This is a genomic window from Terrabacter aerolatus, assembly GCF_007991735.1.
Lineage (GTDB): Bacteria > Actinomycetota > Actinomycetes > Actinomycetales > Dermatophilaceae > Terrabacter > Terrabacter aerolatus.
This window is the reverse complement of record NZ_BJYX01000023.1, coordinates 29,173-52,070: the sequence shown is the minus strand read 5'-3', so window position 1 is coordinate 52,070 and position 22,898 is coordinate 29,173. Positions and strand designations below refer to the sequence as shown.

The window sequence follows — 22,898 nt, the reverse complement described above, 5'->3', positions numbered from 1 at the left end:
GAGGCGGGGCTGGCCGCCCGAGACGCGCTGGTGGAGGCGCTCGGCGGCGATGACGCCGAGCTCGCGGACCGGCTGGCGCACGGTGGTCAGGCCGGGCCGGACGTAGCGGGAGGTCATGACGTCGTCCCAGCCGACGACGGCGATGTCACCGGGGACGTCGCGCCCCGCGTCCTGCAGGTGGGTCATGATGGCGAGGGCGAGCTCGTCGTTGGCGCAGACGAGGGCGTCGGCCTCGATCTCGCCCGCGAGGATGCGCTCGGCGACCGCCTCGCCCTCCCCCTCGCGGAACGGCACGCGGACCGCCGGGGCGGCCTCGAGCCCGCGGGCGTGGTGGGCGGCGACGAAGCCGGCGTGGCGCTCACCGATGTCGGGGGCGCCGTCGGGGTCGCCGACGAAGAGGAGGCGGGTGCGGCCGTGGGCCAGCACGTGCTCCGTGAGCAGCTCGGCGCTGTGGGCGTTCTCGGCCCGGACGCTCTCGATGCCGTCCTGCGGCGAGCCGGCGATGATGACGACGGGCTTCTGGCCGTGGAGGGCGCGGGCGACGGCGGGCGGCATCGCTGCCGACCCGAGCACCGCGATGGCGTCGACGTGGGTGGCCAGCTGGCGCACGGCGCGGGCCAGGTCGGGCTTGCCGCCGGTGAGCATGAGCGTGACGCTCTGCCCGAGCTCGGCGGCGCGCGACTCGAAGCCCATGAGCAGCTCGGAGTAGTAGGGACCGGAGAGCTCCGGGAGCACGAGGCCGTGCGCCTCGTGGTGGCGGACGGCGAGGCTGCGGGCAGCGCCGAGCGGTACGTAGTTGAGCTCCTCCACGGCGTCGAGGACCTTCTGGGTCGTCTTCGCCGAGACCGTGCCGGCGCCCTGGAGCACCCGCGAGACGGTGGCGATGGAGACGCCCGCGTGCTCGGCGACGGAGTAGATCGTCGCGCCCACCGAGGTCTGCTGGGCAGGGCCGGGCGTGGGTGCCGAGGACGCGATCGGGACCGATCCGCCGTCGTGCGTGCGTACTGTCGCCATGGGTCCCACCTCTCGCGTCTCGTCGTTGAGTGATGTGTCGCGACCAGGCCCCCGACCGGGGCTCCCCGGCTCTGTAAGCGCTTACATCTGCGTTCCCATAGTGCACAGGTCCGGCGGATCGCGCAAGGGGCCACCCCTCCCTCGGACGCCGACGAGGGGCCGGTCAGGGTGTCGTCGACACCTCGTCCGGCCCCTCGTCGGAGCCCCTTTCGCACACCCCCTGGCGTATGCCGTCACGCGACTCCGACGCACATCTCCGGCCTCCCATCGGGTCGGCTGATCGGTTGCAGCACAGGCGGATTCGGCTTGGGTGGTGGCGCGGACGCGACCGACCGGGCGAGGTCAGGCGGGCACCTCGCCCGGCGGCCGGCATACGCCCTCGGTGGGCCCGGTCCGGCCTCGGCAGCTCAGCCCTGCATGAGGCCGATCATGTTGCCGTCGGCGTCCGCGAGGACGGCGACGGTGCGCCCTCCGCCGACCTCGGTGGCCGACTGGCAGACCGTCGCACCGGCCGCGACGAGGGCGGCGAGCGACGCCCCGAGGTCCGCGACCGACCAGTAGGGCGTGCCGCCGGTCAGGCCCCTGCGGTGCCCGTTCGGGTCGAGCGCGATCTCCTGTCCGTCGACGTTGTAGCCGACGTAGTAGGACTCGTCGGTGTGCGGCTGCGCGCCGAGCAGGATCCCGAAGACCTTCTTGGCTGCGTCGAGGTCGGCGACGGGGTAGATCAGGGTGTTCACGGCGGACATCGGTCTCTCCTTGCATGGTGTGGTGTGGGTGCGTCGTGCGGTGTCACATCCGGTGTCACATCCGGTGGCACCGGCTCGTCAGTGCTATGACGGATCACGACCCGAGGATGTGACGACGATGGACGACGACTCCCGAGACGACTGGCTGGCGCGGGACTTCGAGCAGCAGCGACCGCGGCTGCGCGCCGTGGCCTACCGGGTGCTCGGGTCGGCGGCCGACGCGGACGACGCCGTGCAGGAGGCGTGGCTGCGACTGAGCCGGAGCGACACGACCGAGGTCGCCAACCTCGCCGGCTGGCTGACGACCGTCGTCGGCCGGATCAGCCTCGACATGCTGCGGTCGCGCGGGTCCCGGCGCGAGGACAGCTGGGACGCCGGCCTCGCCGATCTCGTAGGGACCGGTGACGCCCGTGTCGCCCCGGCCTCGCAGATGCAGCAGCCCCCGGACCCCGCGAGCGAGGCCGAGCTCGCCGACAGCATCGGCCTCGCCCTGCTCGTCGTGCTCGACACGCTGGCCCCCGCCGAGCGTCTCGCCTTCGTGCTCCACGACCTCTTCGGCATGCCCTTCGAGCAGATCGCCGACATCCTCGACCGCTCACCCGCGGCCACGCGCCAGCTCGCGAGCCGCGCCCGACGACGGGTGCGGTCCGCCGACGCCACCGAGTCCAGCCCGGCCCGCACGAGGCAGCGCGAGGTCGTGGGCGCCTTCCTCGCCGCCGCCCGCGGCGGTGACTTCGCGGCGCTGCTCGAGATGCTCGACCCCGACGTCGTGCTGACGGCCGACGCCGCCGCCGTCGCGATGGGCGCCCCCGAGGCGCTGCGCGGACCCGACGCGGTGGCCCGGCGCTTCAACGGCGGCGCGAGGTCCGCGCGGCTCGCGGCCTTCGACGGCGGCGTGGGCGCGGTGTGGACGCTCCACGGGGAGCCCCAGGTGGCCTTCCGCTTCACGGTCGAGGGTGACCACGTCACCGGGATCGAGATGGTGGCCGATCGTGCGCGCCTCACGGCGATGGAGATCTACTACCTGCCCGCCTGAGGACGCCCCGCGCGCGGGCTATCGTCGAAGGCGTGGCAGACGGGATGCGTACGGCGGTCGTGCTCGGCTCGGGCGGGGCCCGCGGGTACGCCCACATCGGGGCGCTCGAGGTGCTCGGCGAGCGGGGCTTCGAGGTCGTGTCGATCGCGGGCACGTCGATGGGCGCACTCGTCGGAGGGGTCGCCGCAGCGGGCAGGCTCGAGGCCTACACCGAGTGGGCGCGGAGCCTGACCCAGCGCGAGGTCTGGCGCCTGCTCGACCTCACCCTGAGCACGGCCGGGGGCGCCATCCGCGCCGAGCGCATCATCGGCAAGGTCGGCGAGATCCTCGAGGGGGCGAACATCGAGGACCTGCCGATCCCCTACACGGCGGTCGCGACCGACATCAACGCGCGTCGCGAGGTGTGGTTCCAGCGCGGCCCGGTCGAGCACGCGATCCGGGCCTCGATCGCGATCCCCGGCGTCATCACCCCGGCCGTCATCAACGGGCGGGTCCTCGTCGACGGCGGCCTCATCAACCCGATCCCGATCGAGCCGACGGCCGCGTCGTCCGCCGACCTGACGATCGCGGTGTCGCTCTCCGGCATGCGTGCGACCGGCGGACCGACGACGCCGGTCAAGGAGTCCTCCGAGCCGCGCCCGCGCGAGGAGTGGACGAGCCGGCTGCGCCGCAGCGCGACCGAGGTGCTCGACTCCGAGCGGGTGCGGGCGATCACGAGCCGCTTCGCCGGTCACGCGCGTGACGTGGACTCGGACGCGACCCTGCCGCCGGCCGCGGTCGACGAGGTCCCGCACACCCCGACCGAGGCCCTCGTGACGCGTCACGCCGACGTCGGGCTCGTCGACCTGCTCAACATGTCGTTCGACACGATGTCGGCGCTCATCTCGCGCTACCGGATGGCGAGCAACCCGCCCGACGTGCTCGTCACGGTGCCGTCGAACGCCGTGCGCACCCTCGACTTCCACCGGGCCGCCGAGATGATCGAGCTCGGCCGACTCCTGACGACCGAGGCCCTCGACCACGCCGGCTACTGAGTCGCCACTGCTTCCTCCGTGAGGCTGTCGGTGGGCGGGCGGAGACTGTGGCCGTGGTCCTCCTGCACGCCGACGCCGACGCGTTCCTCGCCTCGGTCGAGCAGCGCGACGACCCGTCGTTGCGCGGGCGGGCGATCGTCGTGGCCCACGAGGTCGTCGCCTGCCCGTCCTACGAGGCACGGGCTCTCGGCATCCACGCCGGTATGCCGCTGCGCCAGGTCCGGCGCCGCTGGCCCGACGTGCTCGTGACCGGCTACCGCCCGGAGGTCCACGAGGAGGCGTCGGTGCGGCTGTTCGAGATCTTCCGCCGTTTCACGCCCCTCGTGGAGCCCGGCTCGATGGAGGAGGCCTTCCTCGACGTGACCGGTCGCGACCGGGGCGACCCGCACGGCCTCGCCGTCGCCCTGCGCGCGGCGGCCCGTGACGAGGTCGGTCTCCCGGTCTCCGTCGGCGTCGGACGCACCAAGCTCATGGCCAAGCTGGCGAGCCGCCGCGCCAAGCCCGACGGGATCGTCGTCGTCGACGCGGGGCTCGAGGAGCGCGTGCGCCCCCGCCTGCGCCTCGACGAGCTCTGGGGCATCGGGCCCACGACGTACGAGAAGCTCCACGCCGCAGGCCTCTTCGTCGTCTCGGACCTCCACGGCCTCGACGAGGACGACCTCAAGCGCATCGTCACGACGGCGATGGCCCGGCGTCTCGTGTCCATCGCGCGCGGCACCGACGATGCGACGGTGCGCCTGCCGGGGCCGCGCCGTTCGGTGAGCGCGAGCCGGTCCTTCGCCGCCACCCGCACCCGGTCCAAGGTCGTCGCGGTGCTCGACGACTGCGTCGAGCGGGCCGTGACCCGCGTGCTCGGGCTCGACGACCCGCCTCGCCTCCCGAGCCGGCTCGAGGTCCTCGTGCGCTACGACGACGGCGCCCAGGTGCTCGAGCGCGGACCGCTCGAGACCCCCGGTCTCGACCCGGCCGCCCTGCGGGCCGCGGCCGGGCACCTGCTCGAGCGCACGGCATACGAGAGCGACGGGCGCGGCGTGACGATGGTCGGCGTCGCCCTCCCCCTCCCCGCGCCCGCTTGACCTCCAGTGGGCTCGAGGTCCGAGCATGGTCCGGTGACCGCACCACTCACGGCCGACGAGACGGCCGACTACCTCGCCCGGGTCGGCGCTGCCGCGCCCGAGGCACCGACCGCAGCCGCCCTCGCCTCGCTGCACCGGGCACACCTGCTGGCCGTGCCCTTCGAGAACCTCGACATCCCGCTCGGCCGACCGATCCATCTCGACCGGGATGCCTTGCTCGACAAGGTGGTCGGCGCGCGCCGGGGCGGCTACTGCTACGAGCTGAACGGCCTCTTCGCGCTGCTGCTGCGCAGCCTGGGGTATGCCGTGGACCTCGTCTCCGCGCGCGTCGCGACGGCTGACGGCGGGCTCACCGACGACTTCGACCACCTCGCGCTCATCGTGACCGGAGGGGGCCTCGACGTCCCGGTGCTCGCCGACGTCGGTTTCGGCGACGCGTTCATCGAGCCGCTCGTCCTGCGCGACGGCGAGCGGCGCGCCGAGCCGGGCAAGGACGTCGGTCTCGTGCGCGCGGACGGCGACTGGCACTACCGCGAGCGCCGGCCCGGGAGCGAGTGGCGCACGCAGTACGTCTTCGACCCCGCACCGCACCCGCTGTCGGACTTCGAGGAGCGCAACGTGTGGCAGCAGACCTCGCCCGACAGCCACTTCACGCGCTCCCGGGTGGCCTCCCGCCTCACGCCCACCGGGCGGGTCACCCTGAGCGGCGAGCGGCTCATCACGACGACGCACGGACGACGGCACGAGTCCGCGCTGCCCGACGAGGACGCCGTGCTGGCCGCCCTGGTCGAGCACTTCGGGATCGTGCTCGGCTGAGCCGGTCCGGGGTGTCGTCGGGGGCGTCGGGCGTCGGGCGTCGGGTGACGTCGGCGGGTCAGCGCGTCGGTTCGGGCCAGACGAGGGTCGTCGAGGTGACCGGGCGGACGGTCGAGTCGGGGCCGCTGCCACCGATGGTGACCGTGTGCGTCCCGGCCGGGAGGTCGGCGAAGCTCGCGCGGCCGTGACCGGCCCTCAGGGTCGGCTCAGCCGCGGCGAGCACCTTTCCCCGGGCGGTGCGCACCGTGACGGTCACCGCCTTGTGGGGCGGGTCGGCGCCGGGCACGTCGGACTCGAGGTCGAACGCCACCTCGAGCGGCCGGCCGTCCGTGACGAGGTCGGGCACGGTCGCACGCAGGCTCGTGTCGGTGATCTCGCGTCGCCGCACCGGCTGGGCGGAGAGGATCTCCTGCACCTGGTCGAGGACGAACTGGTTGCACTGGAGGTTCGTGTGCTGCTCGGGGACCCGGACGGCGAGATTGGTGTCGAGCGCCTCGCCCAGCCCGACCGCCCCCGTGAGCGGCACCGTGCCGTCCCCGTAGTCGTCGTCGGAGCCGAAGGTCGTCGACGTGATCGCCCGGCCGTCCTGGAAGGTCACCGTGGTCTGGCTCGGCTGCCGGATGCCGACCACCATGTGCGTCATCGTGTGGCTCTCCGGTCGGGCCGCCTCGGCCGCCTGGAGGTCCGTGTGGAAGGCCATCGCGTCGGCGACCATCGCGGTGCTGACGTTGGGCACCGGCACCTCCGTCGTCTTGGCCCAGTCGCCGGCGTTGCTGATGCACGCGAACTCGGGGAGCAGCTGGAAGAGCGAGGGCATGCTGCGCGAGAAGTCGGTGAGGTCGACCGACAACGGGCCGATCCCCTTCTTGACCCCGTTGACGAGCTGTTCCAGCGCGTCGGTCGCACCGCGCCAGGGGGTGCCCAGGGTGATGAGCTTGCGGGTCACCTCGGCGCCGCCGCACTTCTCGATGTACCAGCGGGCGACGAGGCCGCCCATGGAGTGGCAGACGAAGACGACCTTGGCGTCGGCGTACGCACCGCCCCGGGCACGCAGCTGCTCCAGCGCCGGCTCGACGACGGTCCCCAGCCGTTCCCCGTTGTAGCGGTTCGACAGCCGCCAGTCGTAGGCGAAGGCGATGAGGCTCGCCGGCCGGTCGGCGCCGCCCTGCTGGTAGCCCTGCTGCTCCAGGGCGCCGATGAGCACGTCGTAGCCGCGCACCGGCGTCCAGATGCCCGGCAGGACGTGGACGTCGGGCATGAGCCCGACCGGCTCGACACCGTCGTCGGGGTGACCGTCGCCGATGCCCTCGGGCAGCGCCTTGTCGAGGATGGACTGGCCGCCGGTCAGCAGCTTCCAGACGGCCCCGCCGCTCGGGGCCCAGATGAGGTGCTCGCTCGCCGGTGAGCCGTCGTCACCGCGGACCCCGAGGGTGCTGCCGGTGATCCCGGGAAGCACCACGACCAGGTCGTTGCTCGTCATGCGGACCCACCACCCATCCGTGCGCCGGTGAACTCTCCCACCCACGGTGGCACCGGAGCGGCCCGGTGATACGCGAAACGGCCAAGCCCGGACGGCATCGGGTATGGATGCGGCACAGTGGATCCGGAAGCCTCCGGACGAGAGAAAGGCCCACCGTGGACATCACCGACGTCATCCTCCGCCAGCACGACGAGCAGCGACGGATGTTCGCCATGCTCGAGGAGTGGCCGCGTGACGACCACGAGGGCCTCGCCGCGATCTGGAAGCGGCTCGAGATCCTCCTCGAGACGCACGCCGAGGCCGAGGAGCTCTACTTCTACCCGGAGCTGTTGCGCATCGGCACGGGTGGCGCCGACGCCGAGTCGGCCGGCGAGGAGGTCGAGGACGCCGTCAAGGACCACAACGAGATCCGTGCCTCGGTGCGCAAGGTCGGGCGCTGCCGCACCGGGTCCGACGCGTGGTGGACGGCCGTCACCGACGCCAACGTCCACAACAGCGACCACATGGGCGAGGAGGAGCGTCAGGACCTCGCCGACTTCCGGCAGCGCTCCAGCCTCGAGCTGCGCCACGAGATCGCGCTCCAGTTCCTGCGCTACGAGGCGGTGCGCTGGGCCGAGGGGATCACCCCCAAGGACAAGGACCCGAAGGGCTACGTCGCGGCGAAGAAGACGAGCAAGGCGTCACCCACGGCCAAGAAGGCGGCGGCCCAGGCCAGGAAGGCCGCCAAGACGGCCCCGGCCCGTGCCGCCCGGTCCAAGAAGGCGTCCGCGGCAGCGTCGGAGGAGTAGCCCCCGTGTCGACGTGCCCACTCGACCGGGGAGGGTCAGGGTCGGTCGCGGTGGTGGTGGAGGCGGAGCGCGAGGAGCACGAGGACGCCGGCGACGAGGCCCCAGAACGCCGCACCGATGCCGGCGACGGTGATGCCGGACGCTGCGACCACGAGGGTCACGGCACCGGCCTCCCGCGACGCGGCATCGCCGAGAGCGCTCGCGGCCGCTCCGGCGAACGTCCCGAGCAGGGCCAGGCCGGCGATCGTCTCGATGAGCCCGGCCGGCGCGGACCGCGCTGCGGCCGTGACGATCCCGGCGAGCGGCCCGAACGCGAGGTAGGTGCACCCGCACGCGACGCCGGCGACCCAGCGACGGTTGCGGTCCGGGTGGGCCTCGGGACCCGCCGCGAGCGCCGCGGAGATGGCGGCGAGGTTGATCGCGTGGGCGCCGCCGAGGGCGCCCACGGCCGTCGCGCCGCCGGTGTAGAGCAGCGGCGCCTTGATCCCGGGGCGGTAGCCGAACGACGCGAGCACCGCCATGCCCGGGATGTTCTGGCTCGTCATCGTCACGACGAAGAGCGGGACGGCGACCGCCACGAGGGTCGTGACGTCCCACGACGGCGTCACGAGCACGAGTGACGGGGCGGCTGCACGCAGGTCGAGCCGCCCGAAGACGCCCTGCACGGCCATGACGACGAGCGCCGCGCCCAGGGCGCCGAGCACCGCCCACCGGCGCGCGACCGCGACGAGGACGAGCCACGTCACCATGACCGGCGCGATCGCCGCCGGTGACGCGACGACCGCCCGGAACGGTGCGATGCACAGCGTCAGCAGCACGCCGGCGAGCATGGCGCTGGCGAGCGGCGCCGGGATGCGCTCGACGAGCCGCTCGAGCGGACGCACGAGACCGCACAGGGCGAGCAGCAGCCCGCAGACGACGAACGCGCCCACCGCAGCGGCGAACCCGCCGGCCGGCACCGTCGCCGCCGCCAGCAGCGCCGCCCCCGGTGTCGACCAGGCCATGGTGATCGGCATCCGCAGCCGCCACGAGAACAGCACGCAGCCGAGGCCCATCGTCACGCACAGCACGAGCAGGCCCGACGCCGCCTGGTCCGGGCTCGCCCCCACCGCCCGCAGGCCGGTGAGGACGACGGCGAACGAGCTGGTGAAGCCGACGAGGCCGCACACGACACCGGCCAGCACCGCGTGCGCCGTCGAGCCGCCCGCGGCCGGCTGGGTGGTCACGGCCGCGTCAGGGCAGGTGGGCGCTCGAGGCGAGCGCACGGCATACGTGGTCGTATGCCGTGGGGCTGCCGGCGGCGACGAGGCCGGGGGGCGCGATGTCGCGCGGGGAGTACGTGACGCCCTCGGTCGTGCCGAGGCGGCCGCCGGCCTCGGCGAGCAGGAGCGAGCCCGGCACGTGGTCCCAGGGGGCGGCGCCCGCGTAGAGGATGTAGTCGGCCTCGCCCTCGACGAGCTTGGGGTAGTCGATGCCGCACGACACCCAGGTCAGGGTCATCGGCTCGAGACCGGCGAGCGACTGCCCGATCCACGCGCGCCGCGACGTGCGGCCCCGCAGCTGCGCGTCGCCGCGCTCGGGGACCGTCAGGCGCTGCGTGCCGTCGGCGTCGTGGCGCCACGTGCCGGAGCCGTGTTCCGCGACGTAGCCGACCTCGTGCTGCGGCTGCCAGATCCAGGCGCGCACCGCCTCACCGGCGACGGTCTCGCTCACCATGACGGCGTGGTCCTTGGAGCCGTGCACGAAGTTCTTCGTGCCGTCGACGGGGTCGACGGTGAAGGCGTGCTCGGCTGCGGCGTAGCGGTCCATGAGCGCCGGGTCGCCGGCGAACGTCTCCTCCCCGAGCACGACGGCGTCGGGGTAGGCCTCGTTGAGCGCCGCGGTGATGAGCACCTCGGCCTCCCGGTCGGCGTCGGTGACGAGGTCACCGGGCCGCTTCTCGTGGATCTCGCCGTCGGCGAGCGCCCGGAACCGGGGGTTGATGACCTGCTCGGCCACGTCCTTCAGGAGGCTCAGCACCTCGTCCGTCTGCACGCCCCCAACCTAGCGACCCCGGCTCGACGTGCCGGGCGCAGGTGCTCCGGGGCGCAGGTGCTCCGGGACGGCGAGCCACCACCCGAGCACGCCGCGAGCGATCTCCGGCATGGCGTGCGGGTCGGTCCCCGGTGAGGGCAGCCTGTCGAGGAGGGCGGTGAGCAGGTCGCGCCGCCCCCGCATGCCGAGCACGTAGACGAGGCCGCGCAGCAGCTCGGCGTACGGCTCGGCCGGCGCGTCGCCGTTCCCGCCGACGGCGACCTCGGCGACGCGCCGGGCGAAGGCCGCCTCCCGGTCGTCGCGCCGCCGTCCCGGAGCCTCGAGCGTGTTGCCGACGACGTAGCCGGCCTCCATCGCGACGGCGGGCGGGGTGGCCGACGAGAGGGCGACCCGCTCGACGAGGTCGAGGTCCTCCGGCTGCCCCATCCACGTCAGCACGGTGGCGCTCTCGTGCGCGGCCACGTGGTCGCCTCTCGCCATGGCATCGGCGAACACCGCGGCGTGCACCCGGCCGATGACCGTGCTCTGCGGCGAGAGCATGAGGATGCAGAGGGCGTTGGAGCGGTCCTCCTCGTTGGTCTCTCCGAGCGCGGTCTGCAGCAGGTCGCCGAGGACGGGTTCCCCGGCGGCGGCCCGTCCCTCGCCGGTCTCGAGCATCGACCGGATCCGCTGTCGTGCCTCGCGGATCGCCTGCGAGGTGATGGCTCGCCCGTCGCGGATGATCGAGGCGACGGCCCGGCGGTCCTCCGCCGTGAGGACGGCTGCGACGCGCTGGCTGCCGGCCGGTCCGAGGGTGCGCACGAGGTTGGCGGCGCCGCGGTGCACGAGGTAGGGCTGGTCGGGGTCGCGCAGGTGCCGCACCGCGAGCCGGACCGCCTCGAGCCTGGTCTCCGGGTCGAGGCGGGTCCCGCGCACGAGGGTCGTCAGGACGATGAGGCAGGCCCGTAGCGAGCTCGCGTTGGTCGGCGCCCGCAGCTGGCCGAGGAGGATCGAGAGGGCCTGCGGGTCGCGGGTGAACTGCAGCAGGCTCAGCGTGTCGTTGTAGAACTGCGCGTCGGGCCGGCCGACGACCTCGGCCGCCAGCCCGGCCACGACGGCGCCGCTCCGCGGGTGCCCGGCGAGGCGTGCGAGGGCCTCCGCCCGCTGGGCGTAGTCGAGGTCGAGCGAGAGGCTGAGCTCTCGGAGCAGGCGTCCGAAGACGTGCTCCCAGTCCGACGCGCGGACCATCGCGTGCGGCATCCGGCCGAGGTCGCCCGAGAGGCGGTCCCAGTCGAGCCCCGTCATCCGGTCGTCGCCGAGGGCGCGCTCGAGGAGGGCCAACGTCGTGTCGACGTCGGGCTCGGTGCGCGGCGGCAGGGTCGCGGCCGAGCGGATCGGGTTGCGGGAGCGCGCGAAGAAGTCGATGGCGCTGAGCAGCTGCCCCTCGGGCAGGTCGAGGACCGTCTCGTAGCGGCGCACGAGCACCCGGGTCACCTCGACGTCACCGTTCTCCCATCGTCCGACCTGGGCGCGGTGGACCGGGTCGGCCCGCCCGGCCCCGTCGGCGAAACCGGCTGCGGAGCGCAGGGTGGGGTCGGTCGCGTGCAGCCGCGCGTTGCGCAGCACCCAGCGCACCTCCTCGCTCAGCACGTCGGACTCCCGCAGTCCGCCGGGGCCGTTGCGGCTGTTGCGCGCTCGACCAACCTGCGCAACGCGGGACGGGCACGGCACACGACCTTCGTAGGGTGGCGGTCGAGCCCGATGCTCGGGGACGGGAGCCGTGGCCAGGGGGAGGCTCCCGTCCCGCCATCGGGCACCCCGGGGTCCCGGGTCCGCCCGCACGTCGGTGCGACCCCTGTCAGCGAACCCACGGCGACCCCCTTCACCCGGCCGGCGACCGCTGTGGCCATGCCTGCGCCCTCCCCCGAGTTGCGCGCGTCAGGACGGCACGCAACGCGCGTTCGTCCTGACGGTCCATTGGGTACGGTAGGCCTCGGTACGCAGCCTGTGGAGGGGAAGCGGGCCATTGGACCGGGAGCCGGCTTGCTGGCTCCCGGTCCAACCTCGTCTCCGGCCTCGTCTCCGGCTCCCTCCCGACGCCGTCCCGGACGCAAACCTCGGTGACGCAGGCGTATGCCGGCTGGCAGGCTGACGCCGTGACCGAGACCTCCCAGCCGCCCGTCGCCCCGACATCTGCGACCACTCCCGTCGTCATCCTCAGCGACGGCGTCGTGACCCTCCGGGCGCACTCGGTGGACGACGCCGACGCCATCGTCGAGCAGAGCAGCGACCCCGCGAGCCTGCGCTGGACGACGGTCCCGCGGCCGTACTCGCGCGCGGACGCGCTGGGCTGGATCGAGCGCAACAGCGCCGCGTGGGCCGAGCCGGGCGGCACCCGGTCGTGGGCCATCGAGTGGACGGACGGGACGGGGGCCGCCCGCTACGGCGGCACCATCGACCTGCGCCCGGGCGCGGCTCCGTCGACCGGCGAGCTCGGCTTCGGGCTGCACCCCGACGCCCGCGGCCGGGGCCTCATGTCGCGCGCGGTCCGGCTCGTCGTCGGTCACGCCTTCTCGACACCCGTCTGGGGCGCGCCGGTCGGGCGCATCCACTGGCGTGCCGTCGTCGGCAACTGGGGCTCGCGCCGGGCCGCGTGGGCCGCGGGCTTCACCTTCCACGGCACGATCCCCGGCAGCCACCCCGACCCCGAGGGCGGCCCGCTGGCCCTCGACACGTGGACGGCCAGCATCACCCCCGGCGACACCCTCTCGGCGCGGACGCCGTGGCTCGCCCCGACCGAGGTCACCGGTGAGCGCGTACGGCTGCGGCCCTGGCGACCCGACGACGTCGACGCCATCGAGCCGCGCGACGACCCCGACCACTGGATGCCGTCCCGCTCGATCCTGCGCCGCGAGACCTTCGCGGCCTGGCTGCTGACGCGGCAGGAGCGGATGTCCGAGGGGACGGCGGTCGACTGGTGCGTGGCCGACGTCGAGACCGACCGCGCCCTCGGCAGCGTGACCCTCTTCAGCCGTGTCGGCCCCATCGGCGACACCGCCGAGCTCGGCTACCAGCTCTTCCCGAGCGCCCGGGGGCGCGGCGCCGCGAAGGAGGCGGCCCGCCTCGCCGTCGCCCACGCCCTGGCCCCGGCCTCCGAGGGGGGTCTCGGGGTGCGCCGCCTCGTCGGCGAGACGGCGGCCGACAACGAGGCGAGCAACGCGGTGCTCCGCTCGGCCGGCTTCGTCCCCTTCGGCCGGGAGCACGCGGTCGACCGGGTCGCCGGCGGCGGCTGGGGCGACGGGCTGCACTGGGAGCTCCTGCCCGACGGCGCGACCGACTGACGGGCACCTGCCGACCCTGGACAGACCCATGGACGACGGCGGGCGGTGCGGGGGCCGTACGGGTATGCGACCGTTGACCCCAAGCGCCGCCCGCCACGAGCCGGGCGGCGCGGCCGACGGAAGGACACCCCGATGAGACTCGCTCACGAGCAGGAGCTCGACGCGGCGCAGGACGTGGTCTGGGCGAACTTCATGGACCTGCACCGCATCGGCCGCTGCTTCCCCGGGGCCAAGGTGACGAAGGTCGACGGCGACGACTTCGTCGGTGAGATCAAGGCCAAGCTCGGCCCGCTGTCGATGTACTTCGACGGCACCGGCTCCATGGTCGAGCGCGACGAGTCCGGCGGCCGGGCACGCCTGACGGCCACGGGACAGGAGCGGCACGGTCTCGGCAGGGCGACCATCGACATCACGCTGAAGCTGCGCCCCGTCGGCACCGGCGAGCGCACGAAGGCCCACCTCGTCACCGACCTCGTCTTCCTCGGCTTCCCGATGGACTTCGGCACCGGCCTCGTCCAGCGTGCCTCCGACCCGCTCATCGAGCGGTTCCTCACCTGCATGTCCGTGGCGGGTCCGGTCCCGGACGCCGAGGCGGACGACGACGGCTCGCTCGACCTCGTGCGCTCGGCCACCGACCTGTTCGGCTCCTTCCGGCGGGACCGGCGCGAGCGCAAACGACGATGAGGGTCGCCGTCGTCGGCGCGAGCGGCTACGTCGGGTCCCGGCTCGTGCCCGAGCTGCTCCGACGCGGCCACGACGTCGTGGCCACGCACCACCGGAGCCCGTCGACGGCATACCCCTGGTCTGGTGACGTCGAGTGGCGGCGCGTCGACGTGCAGGACGAGGAGCGCGTCGTCGAGGCGCTGCACGGCGTCGACGCGATCTGCTACCTCGTGCACGGGCTGGACGACCCCGACTTCATGCGGCTCGACCGCCAGGCGGCCGACAACGTCGCGTATGCCGCGGGCGTCGTCGGCGCGTCGCGCCTCGTCTACTTCTCGGGGATCGTGCCCGACCTGCCCGACGACGAGCTGTCGGACCACCTGCTGTCCCGGCTCGAGGTCGAGGAGATCCTCGCGACCGCGGACTGCTCGGTGCTGACCCTGCGGGCCTCGATGGTCGTCGGGGCGGGGTCGACGAGCTTCGAGGTGATGCGGCAGATGTCCACCCGGCTCGGCGTCGTGCAGACCGTCCCGGCCTGGATGGGCGGCTCGGTGATCCAGCCGGTCGCCGTCGCGGACGCCGTGTGGTTCCTCGCCGAGGCGCTCGAGCGACCCGAGGTGACCGGTCACCTCGACGTCGTCGGGCCCGACCGTCTCAGCTACGTCTCCCTGCTGCGCACGTATGCCGCCCGCGCCCGGCTGGTCCGGGTCCAGCTGCCCGTGTGGCTGGCGCCCGTCGAGACGGTCGCGCGCGTGGCCGGGGTCCTCGTCGACGTCCCGAGCGGCACGGTGCAGTCGCTCATCCCGAGCCTCGGTCACGACATGGTCGGCGAGCGGGACGCGGCCGACGTCCTCGGCGAACCTCCCGGAGGCCGGGTGGGGGTGGCCGACGCGGTGTCGCGCTCGCTCGCCACGACGCGCGCCGGTGACGGGGCCCCGGACGGCGCGGCGGTCGACGGCGACCCGCAGGCCCCGTCCACGGGCGACCCGTCGTGGTCGCGGCACCGCTCGGTCCTCGACTGGGTGTGGTCGACCGCCCGCGGCCGGTAGCCGCAGGCGGTCCCTGCCCACCGACCCGGCCCCGTCACACCGCCGGGGCCGGCGCGGGCGCTCGGGTCAGCGGGCGATGTAGCCGCCGTCGATGTAGAGCTCGAGCCCGGTGACGAAGGCCGCGTCGTCGCTGACGAGGTAGGCGACGCCCGCCGCGACCTCCTCGGGCCGACCGAGGCGTCCCATCGGGGTCAGGTCGATCATCGCCTGCTCGAACGGGGTGCCGCGTGCACCGTCGAGGATCGGGGTGTCGATGAAGCCGGGGTGGATCGAGTTGACCCGCACGCCCTCGGCGGCCCAGTGCAGGGCGATGTTCTTCGTCAGGGTCCGGACCGCGCCCTTGGCGGCGTGGTAGGCGGGCGACGTGCCGAACCCGCCGCTCGTGCCGAAGATCGAGCTGATGTTGACGACGGCACCGTGGCCCGAGGCCTTGAGCTGCGCGGCCGCGGTCCGCATCCCGAGGAAGACGCCGGTCTGGTCGATGGCGATGGTGCGCTCCCAGTCGGCGAGGCTCGTCTCCTCGATGGGCGCCAGGTCACCCATGCCGGCGTTGTTGACGAGGATGTCGAGCGAGCCGAACTCGTCGACGGCCCTGGCGACCGCGGCCTCCCAGTCCGCCTCGCTCGTCACGTCGTGCCGCAGGAAGGCGGCCCGGGCACCGCTGGCCTGCAGCTCCCCGGTCGTCGTCGCGCCGAGCGACTCGTTGACGTCGGTCAGCAGGACCGCCGCCCCCTCGTCCGCCAGCCGGTGTGCCGTGGCCCTGCCGATGCCGCTCGCGGCGCCCGTCACGAGCGCCACCCGTCCTTCGAGACGCTTCATGGGGATCACTCCATATCGCTGGTGGTTCAGGGTCCTGCCTCCCCTCCAGTCTCGTCCTGACGACGCCGGCGGCGCAGTCCGTCACGTCACATTCCGACCGGAGTGACCGAAGAGACACGGGCTCACGGGAGCCATACGGACATGTCGGACAAAAGCGGCAAAAGCCTGTGCTGCAGCGCCTTTCAGGGTCGATCGGGGTCGAAATCGGGGTCGACCCCGGTTGTGCGGAGGGACCACCGGGTATGAGCGTGGAAGCAGTGAGCCCGACGCGGGTCGGGCCAGTGCGAGACGAGGAGACACCGTGTCATTCGGTGAGCAGCTGAAGCACAAGGCGGACGAGGTCCACTTCCAGGAGAAGGCCAAGGACTTCGGTGACGCTGTCGTCGAGATGGCCAAGGCCGTCATGTCCGCCGCGGCGGGCTACGCCCAGGACAACCGGGACAAGGTCGAGGACGCCCTCGACAAGGCCGAGGCCAAGATCGACGAGAAGACCGGCGGCAAGCACGCCGACACGGTGACCAAGGTTCGCGCCTCGGTCGACAAGGGCATTGACAGGCTCGTCGAGCAGAGCGACAAGGCGGCTCCTCCCACTCCCGCCGCCTCTGCCGTGCCCGACGACAAGCACAGCGCCTTCGACGAGGACTCCCCCGCCGGCAACCCCACCTGAGCCGGCACCTGCAAGGAACCGTATGCCGCCGACCCTCCCTCGGCGGCATACGGCTGTCCGGACTCGGACGATCGCCAATCCCCTGTCATGTCAAGCGAATTGATGACCAAGGTGACCCCGCCGGTTTTGCCCGGTTAGGGCGTCGTTTGGGCTAGGTAGATCGACTCATCCGGCCGTCGCCGCGTATCTGCCGGCGCCCCGCCGCTTCTGAGGTCTCGACACGTTCGACCTCACAGGAGCAACCACCATGTCCCAGCTCGTCATCGACAACCTCCAGCCCGAGACCGGCCGTCCGTTCCGGACGGGTCGAGCGACCGGCCTGCGCCGTCAGGCGACCCGGACGGCCAGGGCCGCCGTCGACCGCCTCCAGGCGTTCCTCGTCGCCCACAGCCTCCAGGTCCTGCGGATCTGCCTCGGGCTCGTCTTCCTCGGCTTCGGCGTCATCAAGTTGGTCCCCGGCCTCAGCCCCGCCGAGGCCATCGCCTCGGCGACCATCGACCGGCTCACCTTCGGGCTCGTGTCGGGTCACCCGGCGGTGCTGCTCACGGCGGTCACGGAGACCGTCATCGGCCTGACGCTCGTCACCGGCAAGTTCCTCCGCGTCGGCATCGTCGTGCTCGGCGGCGCCCTCATCGGCATCATGTCGCCGCTCGCGCTCTTCACCGCCGAGCTCTTCCCCCACGGTCCGACGCTCATGGGCCAGTACGTCCTCAAGGACATCGTCCTCGCCGCATCGGCCCTCGTCGTCGCCGCCTACGCCCTCGGCGCCCGGCTGCACCCCGGCTCCGACGACTGACGAAACCTCACCGCCGGACGGCCGCTGGGTGCACCCTGAACACGAGGGGCACCCAGCGGTCGACAGACAGGAGCCCGCAGATGACCGCGCTGACCACCATCCCGGTGCCGACGACCGGCACCGCACCCCACCCGCGCCTCGTCGACGGACTACCGCCCGCACGTGCGTGGTCGCCGGGGCGACACGCACCGCTTCCCCGCCGCGACCTACCTGTGCCTCAGCGTCGCCCGCGAGGAGCGCGCCATCGCCCAGGAGTCGCTCGCCGCCGTGGACCGGTCCGCCTCGCGTCGCGTCGGAGGGCTCGGGGGCGTCGTGGCCCTGCTCTTCGCCGCCGCGCTCGTCGTCCTCGCCACGGGCCGGGCCGAGACCCGGTCCGGCGTCCTGACCCTCACCGTCCTCGGCGCCCTGACGGTGGTCACCATCGTCGCGCTCGTCGGCGTGCTGCGCAGCCACGAGCGTGAGCACGACGCCCTCGCCGAGCGGGTCCGCATGTACGACGCCCGGCTGCTCGAGCTGCGTCCACGACGCTGACCGGCCGGCCACGCACGCCCGGGGCACCCGTCCGGGCACCCGGCACACGGCCACCCGCGCGGGACGGTCGGGACACGCCGCGGCCACGCGGTCGCGGCCCCGGCCGTCTCGTCATACTGACGGCATGACCGAACACGTGACCGTCACGACCGACGCCGGCGACCTGCCCGCGCACCTCTGGCTCCCGCCGACCGGACACGGGCCCGGGATCGTCGTGCTGCAGGAGATCTTCGGCGTCAGCGACTACATCCAGCGCCGCGCCGCGCAGCTCGCCGAGATCGGCTACGTCGTCGTGGCGCCGGAGATCTTCTGGCGCCTCGGGGTCACCTCCCCGGTCGAGGGCGACGACGCGCTCCAGCAGGGCATGGGGCTCGTCCAACGTCTCGACTGGGACGCGGCGGTCACCGACGCGGCCGCGACGGTCGAGTGGCTCCGCGCCCGCGACGAGGTCACCGCCGGGGTCGGCGCGGTCGGCTTCTGCTTCGGCGGGGGGCTCGGCTACGCCGTCGCCGCGCACCTCGAGTCCGGCGAGAGCGCCCCGCTCGACGCCCTCGTCAGCTACTACGGCTCGGCGCTGCCCGGCCTGCACGAGACCCTGACGGTGACGGCGCCGAGCCTGCACCACTTCGGCCTCGCCGACTCCTTCATCGACACCGAGACGGTGCGCCGGATCGAGGCGTCGGTGACCGAGCAGCCCGAGACCGTCTTCGAGACGTATGCCGGCGCGGACCACGCCTTCGACAACGACGACATGCCGTGGCACGACCCCGCCTCCTCGACGCTCGCCTGGGCGACGACCGTCGAGTTCCTCCGGGAGCGGCTGCCCGTCGCCTGACGGGCGAGGCCCAGAAATGTCGCGGTGGCCTGTCGAGACGACGGCCCCCCGTTCGACGCAGTGACGTACCGGCCATCACGCCGACAGGCCACCGGCCAGCAACCGCACCACCGACACGCAGGAGCACTCCCATGACGCAGTTCCTTCTCTCCGTCCACCACCGCGAGGGCGCGGCCATGCCGTCCGCCGACGAGATCCAGCAGATGTACGCCTCGGTCGACGCCTTCAACCAGAAGCTCCAGTCGTCGGGCGCCTGGGTGCTCGCCGGCGGCCTGACCGACGTGAGCGAGGCCAAGGTCGTCGACGCGTCGGCCGGCGAGGCCGCGGTCACCGACGGCCCCTTCAGCGAGGCGCGCGAGTGGCTCGGCGGCTTCTGGATCGTCGAGGCCGCCGACCTCGACGCCGCCCTCGCCCTGGCGCAGGAGGGCTCCGCGGCCTGCCGCGGCCCCGTCGAGGTGCGGGCGCTGCAGGACGCGTGACCTGATCCCGCGGCGAATCGTGGGTGTTCGTGGGGGTCCGGCCCGTCCCGCGGTGGCGCGACGGGCCGGGCACCGGGTGGGCACGCCGCGCAACGGGTATGGCCCGGAGGGCTGTGACTGCAGCGCTGACCGTGACCCTTGAGGAGAGCCCGTGGAGCTGCACCAGGTCGAGGCGGTGGCGCCCGGCCTCGCCGCCCGAATCGCGGGCGCCGAACCGGGGCGCGCCCGCACCTACGCCTTCCGGGTCGCGCGCCTCGCCTGCTCGGTGGCCGGTGTCCACGACGTCCACGCCCTCGAGGTCGCGCGGGGCGGCTTGGAGCGCTACCCCGAGATCGACGAGCTCGTCCACCTGTGGCAGCTCGAGCGGGACCTGGACGCAGCGTGCGAGAGCCAGCTCGGCGCCGCCCCCAGCAGCCGCCCGCTCGAGGAGCTGCAGCTGACCTCGGAGTGCATCGAGGCCCGGGCGGTCGCCGCGGTGATCGCAGCCCTGAGCCCGGACGCCCGTGACGCGGCCCGCGGCGCGACGTACGAGGCCCTCACGGCGGGGTGTGACGGACGGGCCCTCGAGGCCCTCGCCGACGAGGTGCTCTGACGATCCTCCCGCCGGCCCTCCCGGCGCCCCTCCCCTGACGGGTCAGCGCCGCCAGAAGAGAAGGTGCTCGACCCCGCTCGGGCTGGGCACCCGCTCGAGGTGGAAGCGGTCGAGCAGCTCGTCGGGTGAGTCCCACAGCCGGCCCCCGCGCTCGATCTCCATCGGGGCCACCGCGACGTGCATCGTGTCGACGAGGTCAGCCTCGAGGAAGGCGCGCAGGGTCGAGACTCCCCCTCCGAGGCGCACGTCCTTGCCGTTCGCCGCTGCCTTGGCCTGGCGCAGGGCCTCGTGCGGGTCGGCGTCGATGAAGTGGAAGGTCGTGTCCGACAGCGTGAGGGCCGGCCGCACGTGGTGGGTCAGCACGAAGACCGGGGTGTGGAACGGCGGCTCGTCGCCCCACCAGCCCTCCCACTCGAGGTCGGTCCACGGTCCCTTCTGGGGGCCGAACTTGCCGCGCCCCATGATCTCCGCGCCGATGTGGTGCGAGAAGTCGCGGGTGAAGTAGTCGTCGAGGCCGCGCGTGCCGCCCGCGTCGGCCCGGTTGGGCCAGCTCGCGGTGGCGGCCGCCCACGCGGACAGCCGGGCGGGGTCGGCATGCCCGAAGGGCCGCTCGAGGCTCTGGCCCTCACCCGTGCCGAACCCGTCGGTGGAGAGCATGAAGTTCTGCACCCGCAGGAGCTGCTCCGGTGCGGCGCTCACGACGCCGCCACCCCGGTGACGGGGTCGAGGCCGGGGGTGGGGTCGTCGGTCACGGGATCGCTCCTTGGGGCCCGAGCCACTCGTCGGGCCGAGCGGACATGCGCACATCGTGCGTCGGCCGGGTCCGTGACGCAAGCACTCGGGTGGTCATGTCAGGCGCGTGGTCATGGCAGGCGCGTGGTCATGGCGGCCGGGAGGTCGATCACGTCGCCGGTGGGCCAGTCCACCGGTTCGGGACCGAGGTCCACCAGTTCGATCACCTGCTCGCGGCACCACGAGGAGACCTCTCGCCTCCCGTTCCGGACGTCGTCGGCGAACTCACGCCACGGCACCCACTCGGCCGCCTCGACCTCCGTGGGGTCCGGGGCGGGCCGGGGGGCGAGGCCGTCGACCCGTCCGGCGAGCACGGGGCAGAGCTCCCACTCGACGACGCCGTCCATCTCGGCCCGGTACGAGAAGCGCGGCAGCACGAGCCGGAGGTCGTGGACGTCGAGCCCGAGCTCGTCGCGGGCACGCCTGCCGACGGCGTCCTCGACGGGCTCACCCGGTGCCGGGTGCCCGCAGGCCGAGTTGGTCCAGACGCCGGGGAAGGTCGCCTTGGCGAGCGCCCGCCGGGTCACGAGAAGGGATCCGGCGTCGTCGAAGAGGTAGACGGAGAAGGCCAGGTGGAGCGGGGTGTCGGCATGGTGCACCGTCGCCTTGGGCGCGGTGCCGGTGGCGTGGCCGTCGGCCGAGACGAGGACGACGAGCTCCTCGTCGTCGGCGCTCGCGCCGGACGTTTCGGGCGTCACCGGGCCGGCCTCGCGAGCTCGTTGACCGCGCCGCGGAAGACCGGGGGCAGGGTGGCCGCAGCCGGGACGAGCAGCCGGCGGGTCCATGCCGGGCGGGTGACGTGCAGGAGAGCGTGGGTCAGCAGGGTGTAGCGCCGGGTCGCAGCACGCCATGACTGCTCGTAGGACTGCGGGTCCTCCGCGACGACGGCCGCGACCGCCGCTCGCGCGTGGGCGAGGCCGAGCGAGATGCCCTCTCCCGTCAGGGCGTCGACGTAGCCGCTCGCGTCGCCGGCGAGCAGGACGCGGCCGGCGACCCGGTGCGTCGTCCGCTGCCGCAGCGGGCCGGCGCCGCGCACCGACGTGACGACCGGCGCCCCGTCGAGGCGCTCACGCAGCTCGGGGAACTCGGCGAGGCTCTCGGACAGGGGGCTCCGCTGCTTGCTCAGCACGGCCACCCCGACGAGGTCGTCCCCCACCGGAGTCACGTAGGCCTCCCCGTGGGTGCCCCAGTGCACCTCGACGTGGTCGCCCCACGGACGTATGCCGTAGTGCTGGCGCAGCCCGTACCGCCGCAGGGGGCGCGCCTGCGTCGAGCGCCCGTCGGCGTGGTCCCGGTCGAGACCGAGGGCCCGGCGCGTGGGCGAGTGCAGGCCGTCGGCTGCGACGGCCCAGGGCGCGGTGAGATCCGGCCCGTTGCCACTCGGTCCGTCGGTGTGCACCGTCACGAGGTGGTCGTCCTGGGTCACCTCGGCGGCGCCGAACGGCAGCACCTCGATGCCGGCCGACGCGACCGCGGCGGCCAGCGCGTCGTGCAGGGTGGTGCGCCGGATGCCGCGTCCCGGGCCGGTCGTGAAGTCGGCCTCGGCGACGCGGCCGCGGGCGAGGTAGCGGATGCCGCGCAGGTCGTGGCCGACCGGGTCGACCCCGAGGCCGGCCAGTGCCTGCAGGCCGCCCGGCATGAGCCCTTCGCCGCACGCCTTGTCGATGGAACCGGCCCGGGGCTCGAGGACGACGGGCGTCAGGCCCGAGCGGACGGCATACAGCGCCGTGGCGAGCCCGACGGGGCCGCCGCCGATGACGACGACGTCAGCGGTCACGACGGCGCTCCGCTGGGCGAGCCTGCGAGGGAGGCGATCTCGCGCAGGGCGGCGTCCTCGACACGGATCCGGACGGTGAGCAGCGCCGCGTTGGCGACGGTGAAGACGAGCGCCGTCACCCAGGCCGTGTGCACGAGGGGGAGGGCGAGGCCCTCGACGACGACGGCGACGTAGTTGGGGTGCGGGAGGACGCCGTAGGGTCCGCGGCGCACGAGCGTGAGGCCCGGCACGACGATGACGCGGGTGTTCCACTGGTTGCCCAGCGTCCGGATGCACCACCAGCGCAGCGCCTGGCTCGCGACGACGAGCCCCAGCATGACCCAGCCCAGGGCCGGGACGAAGGGCCGGTCGGCGAGCCACACCTCGGCCACGGCCCCGACGAGCAGGGCCGTGTGGAGCACGACCATGACGGGGTAGTGCGACTGGCCACGCTCCACTCCGCCCCGCGAGAACGCCCACGCCGCATGGCGTTTCGAGACGACGAGCTCGGCGAGCCGCTCGATCCCGACGAGCAGGACGAGGCCGGTGAAGAGCCACTGGGAGGTCATCGGCGC

25 protein-coding genes are annotated in these 22,898 nt (G+C 73.6%); 14 read left to right on the top strand and 11 right to left on the bottom strand.

The genetic code is table 11. From position 1 onward, the window contains the following. Window positions 1-1,014: LacI family DNA-binding transcriptional regulator (locus TAE01_RS17240; RefSeq protein WP_246111423.1), on the bottom strand; the 1,014-nt coding region annotated here is incomplete at its 3' end. A gap of 407 nt (window positions 1,015-1,421) precedes the next feature. Beyond that, complete coding sequence (locus tag TAE01_RS17235; protein WP_147068041.1) at window positions 1,422-1,760, bottom strand: VOC family protein; 339 nt, start codon at window positions 1,758-1,760, stop codon at window positions 1,422-1,424. Between the two features lie 118 nt (window positions 1,761-1,878). On the opposite strand from TAE01_RS17235, the gene TAE01_RS17230 reads away from it, so the two are divergent. From TAE01_RS17230 to TAE01_RS17215, 4 genes are read left to right on the top strand one after another with little or no spacing between them, the layout of a single operon-like run. Then, on the top strand, window positions 1,879-2,796 hold the full coding sequence (locus TAE01_RS17230) for a sigma-70 family RNA polymerase sigma factor (RefSeq protein WP_147068040.1): 918 nt from the start codon (window positions 1,879-1,881) through the stop codon (window positions 2,794-2,796). 32 nt (window positions 2,797-2,828) lie between these two features. After that, the gene (locus tag TAE01_RS17225; protein WP_246111422.1) at window positions 2,829-3,830 is read left to right on the top strand and encodes a patatin-like phospholipase family protein; all 1,002 of its coding nucleotides are present in this window, start codon (window positions 2,829-2,831) and stop codon (window positions 3,828-3,830) included. A 53-nt stretch (window positions 3,831-3,883) separates the two neighbouring features. Further along, window positions 3,884-4,906 carry a Y-family DNA polymerase gene (locus tag TAE01_RS17220; protein WP_147068039.1) on the top strand — a complete coding sequence of 341 codons (1,023 nt, stop codon included), beginning with the start codon at window positions 3,884-3,886 and terminating at the stop codon, window positions 4,904-4,906. 33 nt (window positions 4,907-4,939) lie between these two features. Then, window positions 4,940-5,722, top strand: a complete 783-nt coding sequence (locus tag TAE01_RS17215; RefSeq protein ID WP_147068038.1) for an arylamine N-acetyltransferase family protein — start codon at window positions 4,940-4,942, stop codon at window positions 5,720-5,722. A 58-nt stretch (window positions 5,723-5,780) separates the two neighbouring features. Here the strand turns inward: TAE01_RS17215 and TAE01_RS17210 are convergent, their stop codons facing one another. Further along, a complete protein-coding gene (locus TAE01_RS17210) occupies window positions 5,781-7,202 on the bottom strand; it encodes an esterase/lipase family protein (RefSeq protein ID WP_147068037.1) in 1,422 nt (473 codons plus the stop codon). 155 nt (window positions 7,203-7,357) lie between these two features. Between TAE01_RS17210 and TAE01_RS17205 the strand changes: the two genes are divergently transcribed. Continuing rightward, window positions 7,358-7,990: a hemerythrin domain-containing protein gene (locus tag TAE01_RS17205; RefSeq protein ID WP_147068036.1), complete on the top strand. Its 633-nt coding sequence runs from the start codon at window positions 7,358-7,360 to the stop codon at window positions 7,988-7,990. A gap of 35 nt (window positions 7,991-8,025) precedes the next feature. On the opposite strand, the gene TAE01_RS17200 is transcribed toward TAE01_RS17205, so the two are convergent. Genes TAE01_RS17200 through TAE01_RS17190 form a run of 3 tightly spaced genes read right to left on the bottom strand, consistent with a single transcriptional unit; the run spans window position 8,026 to window position 11,653 of the window. Continuing rightward, the gene (locus TAE01_RS17200) at window positions 8,026-9,216 is read right to left on the bottom strand and encodes a benzoate/H(+) symporter BenE family transporter (protein ID WP_246111421.1); all 1,191 of its coding nucleotides are present in this window, start codon (window positions 9,214-9,216) and stop codon (window positions 8,026-8,028) included. 7 nt (window positions 9,217-9,223) lie between these two features. Next, window positions 9,224-10,024 (bottom strand): inositol monophosphatase family protein, encoded by an 801-nt coding sequence (locus tag TAE01_RS17195; RefSeq protein WP_147068035.1) that lies wholly within the window; start codon window positions 10,022-10,024, stop codon window positions 9,224-9,226. A gap of 9 nt (window positions 10,025-10,033) precedes the next feature. Continuing rightward, window positions 10,034-11,653 carry a hypothetical protein gene (locus TAE01_RS17190; RefSeq protein ID WP_147068034.1) on the bottom strand — a complete coding sequence of 540 codons (1,620 nt, stop codon included), beginning with the start codon at window positions 11,651-11,653 and terminating at the stop codon, window positions 10,034-10,036. A 506-nt stretch (window positions 11,654-12,159) separates the two neighbouring features. Here TAE01_RS17190 and TAE01_RS17185 point away from each other — a divergent pair. The 3 genes from TAE01_RS17185 (at window position 12,160) to TAE01_RS17175 (ending at window position 15,056) form a co-directional block, all read left to right on the top strand. Beyond that, window positions 12,160-13,344 (top strand): GNAT family N-acetyltransferase, encoded by a 1,185-nt coding sequence (locus tag TAE01_RS17185; RefSeq protein WP_147068033.1) that lies wholly within the window; start codon window positions 12,160-12,162, stop codon window positions 13,342-13,344. A gap of 132 nt (window positions 13,345-13,476) precedes the next feature. Next, window positions 13,477-14,028 (top strand): SRPBCC family protein, encoded by a 552-nt coding sequence (locus TAE01_RS17180; RefSeq protein WP_147068032.1) that lies wholly within the window; start codon window positions 13,477-13,479, stop codon window positions 14,026-14,028. Then, on the top strand, window positions 14,025-15,056 hold the full coding sequence (locus TAE01_RS17175) for an NAD(P)H-binding protein (RefSeq protein WP_147068031.1): 1,032 nt from the start codon (window positions 14,025-14,027) through the stop codon (window positions 15,054-15,056). The genes TAE01_RS17180 and TAE01_RS17175 overlap by 4 nt, the downstream gene beginning before the upstream one ends. A gap of 66 nt (window positions 15,057-15,122) precedes the next feature. On the opposite strand, the gene TAE01_RS17170 is transcribed toward TAE01_RS17175, so the two are convergent. After that, window positions 15,123-15,875: an SDR family NAD(P)-dependent oxidoreductase gene (locus TAE01_RS17170; RefSeq protein ID WP_147068030.1), complete on the bottom strand. Its 753-nt coding sequence runs from the start codon at window positions 15,873-15,875 to the stop codon at window positions 15,123-15,125. 301 nt (window positions 15,876-16,176) lie between these two features. Here TAE01_RS17170 and TAE01_RS17165 point away from each other — a divergent pair, with 301 nt between their 5' ends. From TAE01_RS17165 to TAE01_RS17140, 6 genes are all read left to right on the top strand, one after another. Beyond that, a complete protein-coding gene (locus TAE01_RS17165; protein ID WP_147068029.1) occupies window positions 16,177-16,542 on the top strand; it encodes an antitoxin in 366 nt (121 codons plus the stop codon). A gap of 247 nt (window positions 16,543-16,789) precedes the next feature. Then, entirely contained in the window at window positions 16,790-17,338 is a 549-nt protein-coding gene (locus TAE01_RS17160; RefSeq protein ID WP_246111420.1) for a DoxX family membrane protein, read from the top strand. Window positions 17,339-17,500: 162 nt separating this feature from the next. Further along, window positions 17,501-17,869, top strand: a complete 369-nt coding sequence (locus TAE01_RS17155; RefSeq protein ID WP_147068028.1) for a hypothetical protein — start codon at window positions 17,501-17,503, stop codon at window positions 17,867-17,869. Window positions 17,870-17,993: 124 nt separating this feature from the next. Then, complete coding sequence (locus TAE01_RS17150) at window positions 17,994-18,704, top strand: dienelactone hydrolase family protein (RefSeq protein ID WP_147068027.1); 711 nt, start codon at window positions 17,994-17,996, stop codon at window positions 18,702-18,704. 131 nt (window positions 18,705-18,835) lie between these two features. After that, window positions 18,836-19,183, top strand: coding sequence for a YciI family protein (locus TAE01_RS17145; RefSeq protein ID WP_147068026.1), 348 nt, complete (start codon window positions 18,836-18,838; stop codon window positions 19,181-19,183). Window positions 19,184-19,334: 151 nt separating this feature from the next. Then, window positions 19,335-19,775, top strand: coding sequence for a hypothetical protein (locus TAE01_RS17140; RefSeq protein WP_147068025.1), 441 nt, complete (start codon window positions 19,335-19,337; stop codon window positions 19,773-19,775). A 42-nt stretch (window positions 19,776-19,817) separates the two neighbouring features. On the opposite strand, the gene TAE01_RS17135 is transcribed toward TAE01_RS17140, so the two are convergent. From TAE01_RS17135 to TAE01_RS17120, 4 genes are all read right to left on the bottom strand, one after another. Next, window positions 19,818-20,474, bottom strand: coding sequence for a dihydrofolate reductase family protein (locus TAE01_RS17135; protein ID WP_307723853.1), 657 nt, complete (start codon window positions 20,472-20,474; stop codon window positions 19,818-19,820). A 164-nt stretch (window positions 20,475-20,638) separates the two neighbouring features. Beyond that, window positions 20,639-21,265, bottom strand: coding sequence for an isopentenyl-diphosphate Delta-isomerase (idi, locus tag TAE01_RS17130; RefSeq protein WP_246111419.1), 627 nt, complete (start codon window positions 21,263-21,265; stop codon window positions 20,639-20,641). Further along, window positions 21,262-22,344, bottom strand: a complete 1,083-nt coding sequence (locus tag TAE01_RS17125; RefSeq protein WP_147068023.1) for an NAD(P)/FAD-dependent oxidoreductase — start codon at window positions 22,342-22,344, stop codon at window positions 21,262-21,264. The genes idi and TAE01_RS17125 overlap by 4 nt, the downstream gene beginning before the upstream one ends. Next, complete coding sequence (locus TAE01_RS17120; RefSeq protein ID WP_147068022.1) at window positions 22,341-22,892, bottom strand: isoprenylcysteine carboxyl methyltransferase family protein; 552 nt, start codon at window positions 22,890-22,892, stop codon at window positions 22,341-22,343. Before TAE01_RS17120 ends, TAE01_RS17125 begins: the two co-directional genes overlap by 4 nt. Window positions 22,893-22,898: the final 6 nt, after the last annotated feature.

What these genes read in the sequence shown, in the direction of transcription:
- TAE01_RS17145 (WP_147068026.1), top strand. Translation starts at nt 18,836, where the DNA reads ATGACGCAGTTCCTTCTCTCCGTCCACCACCGCGAGGGCGCGGCCATG.
- TAE01_RS17180 (WP_147068032.1), top strand. Translation starts at nt 13,477, where the DNA reads ATGAGACTCGCTCACGAGCAGGAGCTCGACGCGGCGCAGGACGTGGTC.
- TAE01_RS17120 (WP_147068022.1), bottom strand. Translation starts at nt 22,892, where the DNA reads ATGACCTCCCAGTGGCTCTTCACCGGCCTCGTCCTGCTCGTCGGGATC.
- TAE01_RS17235 (WP_147068041.1), bottom strand. Translation starts at nt 1,760, where the DNA reads ATGTCCGCCGTGAACACCCTGATCTACCCCGTCGCCGACCTCGACGCA.
- TAE01_RS17170 (WP_147068030.1), bottom strand. Translation starts at nt 15,875, where the DNA reads ATGAAGCGTCTCGAAGGACGGGTGGCGCTCGTGACGGGCGCCGCGAGC.
- TAE01_RS17160 (WP_246111420.1), top strand. Translation starts at nt 16,790, where the DNA reads ATGTCCCAGCTCGTCATCGACAACCTCCAGCCCGAGACCGGCCGTCCG.
- TAE01_RS17175 (WP_147068031.1), top strand. Translation starts at nt 14,025, where the DNA reads ATGAGGGTCGCCGTCGTCGGCGCGAGCGGCTACGTCGGGTCCCGGCTC.
- TAE01_RS17210 (WP_147068037.1), bottom strand. Translation starts at nt 7,202, where the DNA reads ATGACGAGCAACGACCTGGTCGTGGTGCTTCCCGGGATCACCGGCAGC.
- TAE01_RS17150 (WP_147068027.1), top strand. Translation starts at nt 17,994, where the DNA reads ATGACCGAACACGTGACCGTCACGACCGACGCCGGCGACCTGCCCGCG.
- TAE01_RS17230 (WP_147068040.1), top strand. Translation starts at nt 1,879, where the DNA reads ATGGACGACGACTCCCGAGACGACTGGCTGGCGCGGGACTTCGAGCAG.